We start from the raw sequence: 14,348 nt of genomic DNA, 5'->3' as shown, positions 1-14,348 counted from the left end.
ATCCTCAGCGCCCGGAAGCGCCGAAGAGCTTACTTGGTGATGGTGCCAACGACGCCGGCGCCGACGGTACGACCGCCTTCACGAATGGCGAAGCGCAGGCCCTGGTCCATCGCGATCGGCGCGATGAGCTTGACGCCCAGGGTCACGTTGTCGCCCGGCATGACCATCTCGGTGCCCTCGGGAAGGGTCACTTCGCCGGTCACGTCGGTGGTGCGGAAGTAGAACTGCGGACGATAGTTGGCGAAGAACGGCGTGTGACGGCCACCTTCGTCCTTCGACAGCACGTACACTTCGGCCGAGAAGTCGGTGTGCGGGGTGATCGAGCCCGGCTTGCAGAGGACCTGACCACGCTCCACGTCGTCGCGAGCGACGCCGCGGATCAGTGCACCGATGTTGTCGCCGGCCTGGCCCTGGTCGAGCAGCTTGCGGAACATTTCGACGCCGGTGACGACGGTCTTCTTGGTGTCCTTGATGCCGACGATCTCGACTTCTTCACCAACCTTGACGATGCCGGTTTCGACACGGCCGGTCACAACGGTGCCGCGGCCCGAGATCGAGAACACGTCTTCGATCGGCATCAGGAACGCCTTGTCGAGCGGACGCTCCGGCTGCGGGATCCACTCGTCAACGGCAGCCATCAGCTTCAGGATGGCCTGCTTGCCGATCTCTTCGTTGCTGTCCTCGAGGACGGCGAGCGCCGAACCCGCGACGATCGGAATGTTGTCGCCGTCGAAGCCGCGCTTCGAAAGCTCTTCACGGATTTCGAGCTCGACGAGCTCGAGCAGCTCGGGATCGTCAACCTGGTCGACCTTGTTGAGGAAGACGACCATGGTCGGAACGCCGACTTGCGCCGCGAGCAGGATGTGCTCCTTGGTCTGCGGCATCGGGCCGTCAGCCGCCGACACCACCAGGATCGCGCCGTCCATCTGCGCCGCGCCGGTGATCATGTTCTTCACATAATCGGCGTGGCCCGGGCAATCGACGTGCGCGTAGTGGCGGTTCTGGGTCTCATACTCGACGTGCGCGGTCGAGATGGTGATGCCGCGCTCGCGCTCTTCCGGAGCCTTGTCGATGTTCGCGAAATCAACCTTCTGGCTCAGGCCTTCCTCGGCCAAAACCTTGGTGATCGCCGCCGTCAGCGACGTCTTGCCATGGTCGACGTGACCGATGGTGCCGATGTTCACGTGCGGCTTGTTCCGCTCGAATTTCGCCTTCGCCATTTTACGCCTCTTCTTGGAAAATAATGCTCTGGGCCCGCTCGCCCGATTGCGAGCGCGCCCTTAGCGTCAAAATTTGAGTTACGCCAGCTTCGCCTTGACCTCGTCCGCCACGTTCTGCGGAACTTCGTCATAATGCGAGAACTGCATCGAGTACTGAGCGCGCCCCTGGGTAAAGGAACGCAGCTGGTTCACGTAGCCGAACATATTGGCCAACGGGACCATGGCTTCAACCACCTGGGCATTGCCCCGGCTGTCGGTGCCCTGGATCTGACCACGGCGGCTGTTGATGTCGCCGATCACGTCGCCGAGATAATCCTCGGGGGTGACCACCTCGACCTTCATCACCGGCTCAAGCAGGGTGATGCCGGCCTTCTGGGCGGCTTCACGCATGGCACCGCGGGCGGTGATTTCGAACGCCAGCGCCGACGAGTCGACGTCGTGGTAGGCACCGTCATACAGCACGATGTCGAAGTCGATGATCGGGAAGCCGACCAGCGAGCCCGTGGCCGCCGTCTCACGGAAGCCCTTTTCGATCGCCGGGATATATTCCTTGGGAATATTACCGCCCTTGATCTCGTCCTTGAAGACGATGCCGGCGCCGCGCTCACCCGGGGTCAGCTTGACCTTGACGCGGCCGAACTGGCCGGTGCCGCCCGACTGCTTCTTGTGGGTGTAGTCGATGTCGACCGGCTTCTTCAGATATTCGCGATACGCGACCTGCGGAGCGCCGACATTGGCTTCGACCTTGAACTCGCGCTTCATGCGATCAACCAGGATCTCGAGGTGGAGTTCGCCCATCCCCTTGATGATGGTCTGGCCGCTCTCGTGGTCCGAGGTGACGCGGAACGAGGGATCCTCGGCAGCCAGGCGGTTGAGCGCGACGCCCATCTTCTCCTGGTCGGCCTTGGTCTTCGGCTCCACCGCGACTTCGATGACGGGCTCCGGGAACTCCATGCGCTCGAGCACGATCGGCTTGGCCGGATCGCACAGCGTATCGCCGGTGGTGGTTTCCTTGAGGCCCGCGATCGCGACGATGTCGCCCGCGCGTGCTTCTTCGATGTCCTCACGCGAGTTCGCGTGCATGAGGAGCATACGGCCGATCTTTTCTTTCTTGTCCTTCACCGAGTTCAGGTAGCTGCCCTTGGTCAGCGTGCCCGAATAGATGCGGGTGAAGGTGAGCGAGCCGACGAACGGATCGTTCATGATCTTGAACGCCAGCGCCGAGAAGGGCTCGTCGTCCGACGCCTCGCGGCTGTCGGCTTCCTCGGTGCCCGGCTTGACGCCTTCGACCGGCGGAATGTCGAGCGGGCTCGGCAGATAGTCGATCACGGCGTCGAGCAGGGGCTGGACGCCCTTGTTCTTGAACGCCGAGCCGCAGACGATCGGAACGAAGTCCATCGCCAGCGTGCCCTTGCGGATCAGCTTCTTGAGCGTCGCGGTGTCGGGCTCGGTGCCTTCGAGATACGCTTCCATCGCCGCATCGTCCTGCTCGACGGCGAGTTCGATCAGGTCGCTGCGATACTTGGCGGCCTTTTCCTTCAGGTCATCGGGAATGTCCTGATATTCGAACTTCGCGCCCAGCGATTCCTCGAGCCAGATGATGGCGCGGTTGTTGACCAGGTCGACCAGGCCCTTGAAGCCGCCTTCCATGCCGATCGGCAGGTACAGCACGGCCGGGCGGGCGCCCAGGCGCTCGACGATGGTGTCGACGCAATAATAGAAATCGGCACCGGTGCGGTCGAGCTTGTTGACGAAGCACATCCGCGGAACGCCGTACTTGTCGGCCTGACGCCACACGGTTTCCGACTGCGGTTCGACGCCGGCAACGCCGTCGAAGCAGGCGACCGCGCCGTCGAGCACGCGCAGCGAACGCTCGACTTCGATGGTGAAGTCGACGTGGCCCGGGGTGTCGATGATGTTGATCAGATGCTCGGGGCCCTCACCGTCCTCGGCCTTCCACTTGCAGGTGGTGGCAGCCGACGTGATCGTGATCCCGCGCTCCTGCTCCTGCTCCATCCAGTCCATGGTGGCGGTGCCTTCGTGCACTTCGCCGATCTTGTAGGACTTGCCGGTGTAATAAAGGATGCGCTCGGTCGTCGTGGTCTTGCCGGCGTCGATGTGCGCCATGATGCCGATATTGCGGTAACGCTCGAGCGGATGGCTGCGGGCCATGATCTTGGGTTCCTTAGCGATGTGGGGAGCCGGCCCGTTGGCCCGCTCCCCACGATATAGGTGCTTGTTTTACCAGCGCCAGTTTTTACCAGCGATAGTGGCTGAAAGCGCGGTTCGCTTCGGCCATGCGGTGGGTGTCTTCGCGCTTCTTCACCGCGTTGCCGCGGTTCTGAGCGGCGTCCATCAGCTCACCCGACAGGCGGGCAGCCATGGTCTTCTCCGAACGGGCGCGCGCGGCCGAGATCAGCCAGCGGATCGCCAGCGCCTGGGCACGGACGTCGCGGACTTCGACCGGAACCTGATAGGTCGCACCGCCGACGCGGCGGCTGCGGACTTCGATGCCGGGCTTCACGTTGTTCAGCGCATCGTGGAAGACACCGATCGGCTCACGCTTCAGGCGGGTCTCGACCACGTCGAGGGCACCGTAAACGATGCTCTCGGCGACCGACTTCTTACCGTCGAGCATGATGTTGTTCATGAACTTCGACAGGGTGATGTCACCGAACTTCGGGTCCGGCAGGATCTCGCGCTTTTCTGGGCGACGACGACGGGACATTTGGAATTCCTTCTTCGAGCGGCGCGCCTGCGATTGTCACGCGGCGCGGCCAACACACCAGCTTACTTCGGGCGCTTGGCGCCGTACTTGGAGCGCGACTGACGGCGGTCCTTGACACCCTGGGTGTCGAGCACGCCGCGAAGCACGTGATAGCGAACACCCGGAAGGTCGCGCACACGGCCGCCACGGATCAGCACAACGCTGTGCTCCTGGAGGTTGTGGCCTTCGCCCGGAATGTAGCTGATGACTTCGCGCTGGTTGGTCAGGCGAACCTTGGCCACCTTGCGCAGAGCCGAGTTCGGCTTCTTCGGAGTCGTGGTGTAAACACGAGTGCAAACGCCGCGCTTCTGCGGGTTCTGCTCCATCGCAGGGACCTTGCTCTTGGCCTTCTGCGGCTCGCGACCCTTGCGGATCAGCTGGTTGATCGTTGGCATGAAGCCCTTCACCTTTGTCAGGCCTGCGGGTTCACCCGCGTGGCCCAAGTTGCTGCCGGAAGACCCGGCGGTTACTTTGGCTGTTTCAAGCGAGAAAACCGGCTGACCCGAAGGCCGCCGGCCAAATCGCGCAAAAACAAACGCAATGTTCTGCTCTGCCCGCGGAATCTCTAGGACCCATGCGAACGTGCGGCCCCTTAGCCTTGGCACTTCGAGAGGTCAACCGCTGCCGCGCTCGCAAGCCGTCCCGGCAAGATAGGTCCGAAGCGGCGGCACGCTTACGATCCTGGTTACCGCCCCTGTTTACCATGACGCTCCGGATCGGGCAGCTCGCTCGACCTTTTTGTGGAGCTTTCCCATGCTGCCGCTCGTCCGCCTTTCCGCCCTTGCCCTGCTGAGCTCGGCCTTGTGCCTGGCCAGCCCGGCGGCTGCCGTCCCGGTGACCTTCGACACGAATGTGCTCGCCTCGTGCGTTCTTTCCCTTGGCACCGGCGGAGCGCTGGGGACCAGCAGCGATGGTGGCACCAAGATCGGCTCGGAGGAGACGGGCGGCGCGGCTGCCGGCATCACCGTGATCTCGACCGGCGGTCGGCCGACCATCACGGTCGGGGCGCCTAGCCTCTCGCAGAAGCCGGGCGCCTATGCGGGTTCGCCGACCGTCAGCGTGCGCTACACGTCGACCGGCGGCGCCAACCAGCCTTACACCAGCGGGTCGACCAGCTACACCAGCACCAACCTCCTCGGCGACACCCTCACGATCAACGCCCGGGCAGTGGACAGCGACGGCTTCGCGGCCGGAAGCTACCGCATCCAGACCCAGGTCACTTGCCAGCAATGACCCGCGGCTTGCCCGCTCTAGCGCTCGTCCTTGCCGTTCAGGCCGGAGCGGCCGACGCAGTCGGGCTCGGCCCCTTGCGGCACGAGGGCGTCACCGCCAGCGAGCGCAAGGGATTCTACCTGACGCTCTCCAATCCCTATGCGGATGCGCAGCGCTTTCGGCTGGCGGCGGTCGGCTGGGATGACGAGATCGCTCAGCCCCGCGTGCTGCTGCCTATCGCCACCCCGCGTCTGGGCGGCGGAAGCCAACGACGCCTGCTGGTGGTCGCCACCGGGCTGAAGCAGGGCGAGACCCTGTCCTTCCGAGTCTGCGCCGAGCGCGACGACCCTCAAGCCAAGGAACTGATCCATGCCCGCGTATGTGCGAAGCTGGTTGCTCGTCGTGTCGCTTGAGCTGCTGCTCGCTGCCACGGCTGCTTCCGCCCAGTCCGGCGTCTACCTCCCGCCGGCACCGCAGGGTCCGGGCGGCGAGGACACGATCGAGACCCAGAGCGGCACGCGATGCCGGCAGAGCATCAACGGCAACGAAGGCTATCTGGATGTCGGCGTGACCGGTACCACGGCGTCCGGCGTCCCGAACAACAGCAATCTCGTGGTCAGCATCAACGAGCGCGATCGGCACGCACTCGGCTATGCCCGCATCACCGTCCCGCTCGGCCGCAAGCCCAAACGGCTGGATTGCTCCCGCATCTACGAACTGGAAATCCAGCGACTGCGCGACGAACTGGCGCTGCTGAAGATGAACGCGGAATAGGCGCCGCTCAGCTGCCCGGCTTCGGCACCACCTCACCGCGGGCCATCACGAACGCCACCGACTTGAGCACGCGCACGTCCGCCAGAGGGTCGCCCGCGACCGCGATGATATCCGCGCTTTTGCCGGGCTCGATGGTGCCGGTCTCGTCGGCGATGCCGAGCAATTCGGCATTGTTGACCGTCGCCGCCTTGATCGCCTGCGCAGCAGGCATGCCGTGCTTCACCATCAGCTCGAATTCGTCGGCATTGCGGCCATGCTTGGACACGCCCGCGTCGGTGCCGAAGCAGATCTTCACGCCGGCAGGATAAGCTTTCTCCAGGCTCTTGCCGGTGATCCCGATCCGCCAGTCGATCTGCTTCTTCACCGCGGGCGGATAGGCATTGGGATCCTTGGCCAGCCGCTCAAGATAGCCGTTTACGGTCGACAGCGTCGGCACATAGCACGCGTTCGCCGTCTTGAAGAGCCGCACCGTCTCGTCGTCCATGTCGGTGCCATGCTCGATCGAATCGGCGCCGTTGCGAAGCGCCAGCTTGGTCCCGTCGCGCCCGTGCGAGTGGACGGCGACCTTTTTGCCATAAGCATGGGCGGTCCTGATCAGCGCTTCCGCCTCGTCCTGCTCCATCCGGGTCAGGAGGCCGGTTCCGCTGTTGACGCCGCCGGTGGTGGCGATCTTGATGACGTCGGCGCCGCGGCTGACCTGCGATCGCACGGCGCGCCGGCAATCGGCGGGACCATCGCACAGGTGATGGGTGGACATGTGCGCGTCCATCTCGTCGCTCATCCCGTTGCGCCCATCCATGTGGCCGCCGGTGGTGGAAAGGCTCTGCGCGGCCGAGATGATCCGCGGCCCCTTGACCCAGCCCCGGGCGATCGCGTCGCGATAGGCCAGCGTAGAGCCCTCCGGACCGTCGCCGAGATTGCGCACGGTGGTGAACCCTGCCCGCAGCGTCTTCATCCCGTTGAGCTCGGTCTCGAACGCTCGCATCGACGTGCTTTCGGTCACCTCGGCGACCAGCCCCTCGTTGCCCGCACGGTCGCTGGTGAGGTGAACGTGGGCGTCGATCAGCCCCGGCAGCACGGTCTTGTCACGAAGGTCGATCAGCTGACCGGCCGCGGACTGAAAGCCAGCCGTCACGCTGACGATGCGCCCGTTATCGACGACAATGGTCGAAGGCCCGCGCACGGCCTGCCCCGGCACCGCAATCAGCCGACCGGCGTGGATCGTGATCGGCGCGGCAATCGCCCCGCTGCTCGCCAGAACGATTCCACTCAATGCTGCCAAGCGTGCTGATCGCATCGAACTCCCCCACTTTCCGCTCCCTCTCGAACCGCCCTGCCGGCCGCAAGAACTATCGAGTTGGCTGCACCCTGTTAGCTCCCAGCGCGGTAAGTGCAATCAGTGCCAATCCGGCCGCGATCGGCCAGACGAGAATGCGCACCATGAACGATGCGTGGAGAGCCGTGTGCTGTCGAAACAGCGCAAACCAGAGGAAGATCAAGGCCACAGAGGCAAACAGAAGAAGATGCTCCGGGCTACGGTGACGTGCCAACGCGACCGCCCCCAGCGCGAGAGCGAGGCATAGGGTGCCGGCCGCCGTCATCCACATGCCGGGAGCAAGGGAGCCGAGGTGAAGCACCAGCTGCGAGATCACGGTGAGCTCAGGCAAGCCAGGGGGAACCTCGCTCCCAATCCGGTTCAGCCCTTCAAGAGCCACTTGAAACAGGGCGTCAGAGCCGAACACCGTCGCCACGAGAACGACTTTCGTGAGCATCGGAATGGCGGCGCCAAGCCCGTAGGCGACCAAACCCAGGATCACCAACTGCGGTGAGCGCTCGCCTCTCTTCAGCGCAAACCAGCCGAGCCCGAGAACCATTGCGCCACCCAGCGGCAAGCCGCCGGTCAACAGTTCAAAGATCATCGTCAGCGCGCCGAATACGGCGGCACTGATGATCCATTCTCCGGTGCTCATCGCACCCGCCCTTGCCGACAGAAGGGCTAGAAAGCCGATGACGATCAGATCGGAAGGGCCGTTGCCAAGCGAGTCCCCGAACCATTCGAGGCCGAAAAAGCGACTGAAAGCGAGCGTTGCGACCAGGAAAACAAGGCTCTCTTCCCTCCGCGAGCCGTCCATCACGCGCAAGAAGCAAAGCCCTGCACTTGCCAGCAGGAGCATCGCCAGCAGGCCTTTGTAGATCGCCTTGATGCTGGCGAGCTCGAGGTGTGGCAGAAGATAGCGCAGCAAGATCGTCTGGCCGTGCAGGTAGTTGTGGTAATATGCGGAGGCGTTCGGTCCCGTGCCGTTCTCGAGATCACGGCATACATCCTGCGTAGGCTCAGCCGGATTGACCGGGCTGATGAACAGCTCCTGCCGAGGTTGGCGCTGCTCGAGTGCCATGATGGTGATCAGGCAATCGTTGAACCTTTGCTGGAGCGGAATGCGGTCGCCCGCAATCTCCATGCCGAGAGTTTGGGTTCGGAAAGCCTCGGCAATGCGCTCGTGTCCCCCCCGGCCCAAGCTGTGCCAGGACGCGAGAAAGAAAAGTGCCGTCAGGATAGCCACGGTAAGTGCGGCTATTCCTAACGGCTTCACTCCGACGAGGTTCGGCCTTCTAGGGGCCGGGACAAACAGCATCTAGGCGCCCTATGCCAACCAAAGGCGGCATGATGCGCAGTTATGGTTAAGATGGCGTCAAAGGTGCCGCCTCACTCGGTCGTCTTGCCGTCCCACTCGTCATTGTCGTGGTCGGCTTCGGCCTGCTCCTTGGTCTTGTGGACGACCTTGTCCTTATGCTCGGGCGGCCCGTATAGCGTGTAGAATTGGAGCGGCTCCTCGCCGGTGTTCTTCACATTATGGCAAGCGCCCGCCGGCACGATCACCGCGAAATCGTCTTCGACCTCGTTCTCGACCCCGTCGATCACGACCACGCCCTCGCCTTCCTCGAAGCGGAAGAACTGGTCGCGGTCTTCGTGCGTCTCTTCACCGATTTCCTCACCGGGAGCGAGGCTCATCAGCACCAGCTGAAGATGCTCGCCGGTATAGAGCACGCGGCGAAAGTCGTTGTTGGCGATGGTCGCTTCTTCGATGTCGGCGCAGTAACCCTTCTTGCTCACTTGATCTTCTCCAGCGAGTTCAGATGCTTCTGGACCACGCCCGTCACCTTGGCGGCATGATCCTTGAGCGGCCCGGCGGACGCTTCGGCGAGATAGCTATTCACCTTGGCCAGCGTTTCCTGATGGCCCGAACGCTGGTCGGCGAGATACTGGCGGTCGAATTCGGCGCCGCTGAGACCGCGCAGCGCGTCGATCTTGGCCTGCTTGTCGGCAGGCAGTGCGGCGGGCACCGGGATGCCCGCCGTCTGTGCCGCGGGCTTGAGTTCGTTGGTGGACTTGGTGTGCTCGTCGATCATCATCTGCGCGTAGGTCTTGAGCGCCGGGACCGTCGCCTTGTCGAGCGCGAGTCGGCTGCTTTCGATCTCGAACATGTCGCTTGCGGCGGCATCCTGGACATAGGTCTGGTCGGCCGACGAACTGGCCGCCATGCCCATGTTGCTGTCCATGGTCGCCGTATTGTCGACCATCGCCTCGTCGGTCATGCCCTGCGTCTGGTTGTTGCTGATGCTGGTGCCTTCCTGCTTGCAGGCGGACAGGGACAGCGCACCAACGGCAGCGACGGTGATGAGAAGCTTGTTCATGGATCAGGCACCTTGGCTGTGAAATCGAGGTGCCAACCCGGCAGGCGGCAGGGCGTTCCGTTCAACCTTTGGACGGTGCCTCTGAGGTGACGAGACGTCCGCCCTTGATCACCGCGGCAGGCTGCTCGAGCACCGTGATGTCGGCGAGCGGGTCGCCGCTGACCGCCACCATGTCGCCGAAGCGTCCGACCTCGATCGCACCGACGTCGCCCGGGCGGCCAAGCGCCTGCGCCGCGTTGACGGTTGCGGCCTGGATCGCCTGCAACGGCGTCATGCCAAAGCGCACCATCACCGCGAACTGCCGCGCGCCAAGGCCCGCCGGATAGACCCCGACGTCGGTCCCGAACACGTGTCGGGCCCCAAGCTGGACCGAGCGTCGGAAGCTTTCGCGCTGGCGGCCGCCGACCACCCGCTCCTTGGCGAGATTCTCTTCAAGCACGCCAGCCTTGGCGCCTTCGCTCAAGGTCCAGTCGGTGTTGTAGATGTCCATCGACAGCCAGGTGCCGCGCTCCTTCGCCATGCGGATCGCCTCGTCGTCGAGGAAGCTTGCATGCTCGATGGTGTCGATCCCGGCCCGGATCGCGGCCTTGATGCCGTCGGTGCCGTGCGCATGGGCAGCGACCTTCATGCCCAGCATGTGCGCTTCGTCGGCGGCCATCTTGAGTTCCTCGAAGGTCATCTGCTGTGCGCCAGGTTCGGTGTTGCGCGAAAAGACGCCGCCGGTGGCGCAGACCTTGATCAGCTGAGCGCCCAGCTTGCGCAATTCGCGCACCTTCTTGCGGACTTCGTCAGGACCGTCCGCCACGCCCTTGTTGGTGCGGGCGAGCGAGGGGCGGTTGGTATTGCTGTCACAATGCCCGCCCGTCGCGCCGATCGGATTGGTGGCGGCGGTAATCCGCGGCCCCTCCATCTCGCCAAGATCGACCGCCTGCCGGATGGCAACGTCAGTGTAGCTGCCGGATCCTGCCGAGCGGACCGAGGTGAAGCCCGCTTCCAAAAGGCGCTTCGCATTGGGCACGCCCATCACGATGTCGAAGCTGTCGGTATATTCGAGCGCGCGGTAGCCTTTCACCTTGCTGCTGCCTTCGAGATGCACGTGCATGTCGATCAGCCCCGGCACCAACGTCCTGCCCGGCAAGGCGATGTGGCGCACCTCCGAGCCCCACCGCACCGTGCGCGCATCGGCGACCGCGGTGATCCGCCCGACGTCGCCGATGAAGACGGCGGGATAGTCGACTATCTTGCCGGTCCTGACGTCAAGCATGCGGTCGGCGGTGACGACCACTTTCTCTGCGGAGGCTGGAGCAGCCTGGAGCAAGGCCGCGGCAGTGGCAGTAAGCAGCAGGCGCTTCATGGATAATCCCCCTCGTTCGGCGGCTACCTTGGCCGCTTTGCCGGCGGCAGCGCAACAGGGACGCATTGCGCGCGGCCGGCGCCACCCCATCTTGCTTGCCATGCCTATCTTGTCAGTCCTGGACCTCGCCCCGATCCCGCAAGGGTCGGAAGCGGACGACGCGCTCCGCAACTCCGCCGACCTTGCAGCTCTTGCCGAGACACTTGGCTACAAGCGCTACTGGATGGCCGAGCATCACTCCATGCCGGGCATCGCCAGTGCCGCCACCGCCGTCGCGCTGGCCTTTGTCGGAGCCAACACCTCCACCATCCGGATCGGCGCGGGTGGCATCATGCTGCCGAACCACGCACCGCTGACCATCGCCGAGCAGTTCGGGACCCTGGAAGCGCTCTATCCGGGCCGGGTCGATCTCGGCCTCGGCCGCGCGCCCGGTACCGACCAGGCCGCCGCATATGCGCTCCGCCGCAACCTGCAGTCCGACGCCAACCAGTTCCCGCAGGACGTGCTGGAGCTGCAATCCTACCTCCGCGGCGGCGAGCAGCGGGTCCGCGCGGTGCCGGGCGAAGGCATGGACATCCCGCTGTGGATCCTCGGCTCCAGCACGTTCGGCGCGCAGCTGGCGGCGATGCTCGGCCTGCCCTACGCCTTCGCCTCGCACTTCGCGCCGGGGCAGATGATGGACGCAATCAAGGTCTATCGCGAGACCTTCCGCCCCTCCGCGCAGCTCAGCGAGCCCTACGTCATGCTCGGCTTCAACGTCATTGCCGCCGACAGCGATGAGGAAGCGCAACTGCTCGCCACCTCGATCCAGCAAGCGTTTGTGGCGCTGCGTACCGGCGCTCCGGGCAAGCTCCCGCCGCCGCAAGCGGGCTTCATGGATACGCTGCCGCTCTCGGCCCGCGCGATGCTCGACCAGTTCCTGTCCTGCTCTGCGATCGGCGGCCCGGAGACCATGCGCCGCCAGACGCTCGACTTCCTCGACCGCACGGGCGCTGACGAGCTGATCGTTACCGCCCAGATCCACGATCACCAGGCCCGCCGCCGCTCCTACCAGCTGCTGGCGGAAGCGGTCATGCGCGAGCCCGCGCTCGCCGCCTGATCACATGTGCAGAACGCGCCCGTCCGCGGCGAGGATGCTTTCGTGCATCATCTCGCTCAAGGTCGGGTGCGGGAACACCGTGCGCGCGAAATCCTGGTCGAGCAGCTCAGCGGTCTTGCCAATCGTATAGCCCTGGATCAGCTCAGTCACCTCGGCGCCGATCATGTGTGCGCCGAGCAGTTCGCCGGTCTTGGCATCGACCACCGTCTTGATGAACCCCTCGGTTTCGCCGAGCGCAATCGCCTTGCCGTTGCCGATGAAGGGGAACTTGCCGACCTTCACCTCATAGCCCGCTTCCTTGGCCTTGGCCTCGGTCAGGCCGACGCTGGCGACCTGCGGGTGGCAGTAGGTGCAGCCCGGGATGTTCTTGGTGTCGAAGGTATGCGGGTGCGCGTCCTTGCCCAATTCCTTAGCGATGCTTTCGGCCGCGATTACGCCTTCATGGCTGGCCTTGTGCGCAAGCCACGGCGCGCCGGTGACATCGCCGATCGCCCAGATGCCGGGCACGTTGGTGCGGCCATAAGGATCGATCTCGATCCGCCCGCGCTCAACCTTCACGCCGAGCGCTTCGAGCCCGATATTCTCCGTATTGTGGACGATCCCCACCGCGACGATGACGTGGCTGAAGCGCTTGGCCTCGACCTTGCCGTCCTTGCCCTTGATCTCGACCGCGACGCCCTGCGCATCGGCCTTCAGGCTCTGCACTCCCGCTTCGGTCAGGATCGTCATGCCCTGCTTCTCGAGACTCTTCTGCAGCGCCGCGGAGACTTCCTCGTCCTCGGCCGGCACGATGCGGTTCAGCATCTCCACCACCGTCACCTTGGCGCCGAGGTCGTTATAGAAGCTCGCAAACTCGATCCCGATCGCGCCCGATCCGATCACCAGCAGCTCGGTGGGCATCTCGGCCGGGGTCATGGCGTGCCGGTAGGTCCAGACCCGCTTGCCGTCGCTCTGCGCAAACGGCAGCTCCCGCGCTCGCGCCCCCGTAGCGACAATGATGTGCCTGGCCTCGAGTTCGGTCGTCTTGCCGTCCTTCTCGACGCTGAGCTTGCCTTTGCCGGTGATCGTGCCCGTACCCATGTGCACCGCGATCTTGTTCTTCTTCATCAGGTGCGTGACGCCCTGATTGAGCTGCTTCGCCACCGCGCGGCTGCGCGCGACCACCTTGGCAAGATCGAAGCTGACGCCGGTCGCGCCGAGGCCGTAGCTCTCGGCATGCTTCATGTTGTGATACACCTCGCCCGACCGCAGCAGCGCCTTGGTCGGGATGCAGCCCCAGTTGAGGCAGATGCCGCCCAGGCTCTCGCGCTCGACGATCGCCGTCTTCAGGCCAAGCTGGCTCGCCCGGATCGCCGCGACATAGCCGCCGGGCCCGGAGCCCAGCACGATGAGGTCGTAGGTGTCAGCCATTGGTCTCTTCCTTCGCCGCGATCGGCCGCGGCCTGTTGTGTTCGTCCAGAGCGACAAAGGTGAACTCGCCCTCCGCCACCATCGTCTCGGCGTTCCCGTCCCGCTCCCGCGCGACGCCCTCGGCCCGCAGCAGCAGCGAGGTGCGCCCCTGCTTCACCAGCTCGACATAAACGCTGAGCTCGTCGCCCACCGCCATCATGCCGGGAAACCTGAGCTTCTCGGCCCCCACCAGGATCGCCTTGCCCGCGCACTGCCGCGACGCGAAGCTCCCGCAGGCCAGCCCCATCTGACCCATCAACCACCCGCCGAACACGCCCCCATAGGGGTTGGTGTCGGCCGGCATCGCGGTGGTGCGGATCAGGGGAGTCCGATCAGACATTGTTCCGCATCTGCCCGAGATGAGCTTGCCGGACTACATGATACCAGACCAGCGCAAAGGTGGCCCCGACGAGCGGGCCTGAGTAGAAGTCACCAGGACCGACCCTCAGCCCCGCCGCTGTGATCAGCGCGCCAAAGAACGCGCCCGTGACGCAGGAGATCAGGATTGCGGCAAGCGGTTGCTTGAGCACCATTTCACGCAGCGGCCAACTGGCCAAGGCGAGAATGGGAAAGGCCACCAAGCCGACCAGCCCGACCATCAGCACAACGAGTAACAGAATGATCCCGTCGGAAAGCGCACGCAGGGTTCCAGCGTCCCCAGGAGCCACGATTGAGATCGTAACATGAAGAGCGACCCCGGCGATCAAGGTTCCAAGCAGATAGGCCTTCACGATCTGCGAAAGGACGCTCGGTTCAGGGGCGCGCACTTCGTTTGTCACT

The 14,348-nt window shown here is 64.5% G+C and carries 16 protein-coding genes; 4 read left to right on the top strand and 12 right to left on the bottom strand.

Annotated features, from left to right (window positions below):
* Positions 1–29: 29 nt before the first annotated feature.
* The 4 genes from tuf to rpsL all read right to left on the bottom strand — a co-directional run bounded on the left by tuf (position 30) and on the right by rpsL (position 4,382).
* Positions 30–1,220, bottom strand: a complete 1,191-nt coding sequence (gene tuf, locus ACP69Z_RS06760; RefSeq protein ID WP_426266754.1) for an elongation factor Tu — start codon at positions 1,218–1,220, stop codon at positions 30–32.
* 78 nt (positions 1,221–1,298) lie between these two features.
* Positions 1,299–3,392: an elongation factor G gene (fusA, locus tag ACP69Z_RS06755; protein WP_426266753.1), complete on the bottom strand. Its 2,094-nt coding sequence runs from the start codon at positions 3,390–3,392 to the stop codon at positions 1,299–1,301.
* 85 nt (positions 3,393–3,477) lie between these two features.
* Positions 3,478–3,948, bottom strand: coding sequence for a 30S ribosomal protein S7 (gene rpsG / locus ACP69Z_RS06750; RefSeq protein ID WP_314443216.1), 471 nt, complete (start codon positions 3,946–3,948; stop codon positions 3,478–3,480).
* A gap of 62 nt (positions 3,949–4,010) precedes the next feature.
* Positions 4,011–4,382, bottom strand: coding sequence for a 30S ribosomal protein S12 (gene rpsL, locus ACP69Z_RS06745; protein ID WP_028969180.1), 372 nt, complete (start codon positions 4,380–4,382; stop codon positions 4,011–4,013).
* A gap of 358 nt (positions 4,383–4,740) precedes the next feature.
* On the opposite strand from rpsL, the gene ACP69Z_RS06740 reads away from it, so the two are divergent.
* Genes ACP69Z_RS06740 through ACP69Z_RS06730 form a run of 3 tightly spaced genes read left to right on the top strand, consistent with a single transcriptional unit; the run spans position 4,741 to position 5,973 of the window.
* On the top strand, positions 4,741–5,220 hold the full coding sequence (locus ACP69Z_RS06740; protein ID WP_426266752.1) for a hypothetical protein: 480 nt from the start codon (positions 4,741–4,743) through the stop codon (positions 5,218–5,220).
* A gap of 8 nt (positions 5,221–5,228) precedes the next feature.
* Complete coding sequence (locus ACP69Z_RS06735) at positions 5,229–5,612, top strand: hypothetical protein (protein WP_426266751.1); 384 nt, start codon at positions 5,229–5,231, stop codon at positions 5,610–5,612.
* Positions 5,569–5,973, top strand: a complete 405-nt coding sequence (locus ACP69Z_RS06730; protein WP_426266750.1) for a hypothetical protein — start codon at positions 5,569–5,571, stop codon at positions 5,971–5,973. The genes ACP69Z_RS06735 and ACP69Z_RS06730 overlap by 44 nt, the downstream gene beginning before the upstream one ends.
* Positions 5,974–5,980: 7 nt before the next feature.
* Here ACP69Z_RS06730 and ACP69Z_RS06725 read toward each other — a convergent pair whose 3' ends face one another.
* From ACP69Z_RS06725 to ACP69Z_RS06705, 5 genes are all read right to left on the bottom strand, one after another.
* Entirely contained in the window at positions 5,981–7,270 is a 1,290-nt protein-coding gene (locus ACP69Z_RS06725) for an amidohydrolase family protein (protein WP_426266749.1), read from the bottom strand.
* 52 nt (positions 7,271–7,322) lie between these two features.
* Positions 7,323–8,534, bottom strand: a complete 1,212-nt coding sequence (locus ACP69Z_RS06720; RefSeq protein ID WP_426266748.1) for a hypothetical protein — start codon at positions 8,532–8,534, stop codon at positions 7,323–7,325.
* Positions 8,535–8,677: 143 nt separating this feature from the next.
* Positions 8,678–9,085, bottom strand: coding sequence for a cupin domain-containing protein (locus ACP69Z_RS06715; protein ID WP_426266747.1), 408 nt, complete (start codon positions 9,083–9,085; stop codon positions 8,678–8,680).
* Positions 9,082–9,666, bottom strand: a complete 585-nt coding sequence (locus ACP69Z_RS06710) for a DUF4142 domain-containing protein (RefSeq protein WP_426266746.1) — start codon at positions 9,664–9,666, stop codon at positions 9,082–9,084. The genes ACP69Z_RS06715 and ACP69Z_RS06710 overlap by 4 nt, the downstream gene beginning before the upstream one ends.
* A 61-nt stretch (positions 9,667–9,727) precedes the next feature.
* On the bottom strand, positions 9,728–11,020 hold the full coding sequence (locus ACP69Z_RS06705) for an amidohydrolase family protein (RefSeq protein ID WP_426266745.1): 1,293 nt from the start codon (positions 11,018–11,020) through the stop codon (positions 9,728–9,730).
* 100 nt (positions 11,021–11,120) lie between these two features.
* Here ACP69Z_RS06705 and ACP69Z_RS06700 point away from each other — a divergent pair, with 100 nt between their 5' ends.
* On the top strand, positions 11,121–12,119 hold the full coding sequence (locus ACP69Z_RS06700; protein ID WP_426266744.1) for an LLM class flavin-dependent oxidoreductase: 999 nt from the start codon (positions 11,121–11,123) through the stop codon (positions 12,117–12,119).
* On the opposite strand, the gene lpdA is transcribed toward ACP69Z_RS06700, so the two are convergent.
* The 3 genes from lpdA to ACP69Z_RS06685 are packed head-to-tail and all read right to left on the bottom strand — an operon-like array spanning position 12,120 to position 14,347.
* The gene (gene lpdA, locus ACP69Z_RS06695) at positions 12,120–13,529 is read right to left on the bottom strand and encodes a dihydrolipoyl dehydrogenase (protein WP_426266743.1); all 1,410 of its coding nucleotides are present in this window, start codon (positions 13,527–13,529) and stop codon (positions 12,120–12,122) included. It abuts the gene before it with no gap.
* Positions 13,522–13,908 (bottom strand): acyl-CoA thioesterase, encoded by a 387-nt coding sequence (locus tag ACP69Z_RS06690; RefSeq protein ID WP_426266742.1) that lies wholly within the window; start codon positions 13,906–13,908, stop codon positions 13,522–13,524. Before ACP69Z_RS06690 ends, lpdA begins: the two co-directional genes overlap by 8 nt.
* Positions 13,901–14,347 (bottom strand): hypothetical protein, encoded by a 447-nt coding sequence (locus ACP69Z_RS06685; RefSeq protein WP_426266741.1) that lies wholly within the window; start codon positions 14,345–14,347, stop codon positions 13,901–13,903. The genes ACP69Z_RS06690 and ACP69Z_RS06685 overlap by 8 nt, the downstream gene beginning before the upstream one ends.
* Between the last annotated feature and the right edge of the window lies 1 nt (position 14,348).

It is taken from the genome of Sphingomonas sp. LHG3443-2 (genome assembly GCF_049896405.1).
GTDB lineage: Bacteria > Pseudomonadota > Alphaproteobacteria > Sphingomonadales > Sphingomonadaceae > Sphingomicrobium.
Note: the sequence above shows the minus strand (reverse complement) of the source record. Positions and strands in the feature narration are given on the sequence as shown.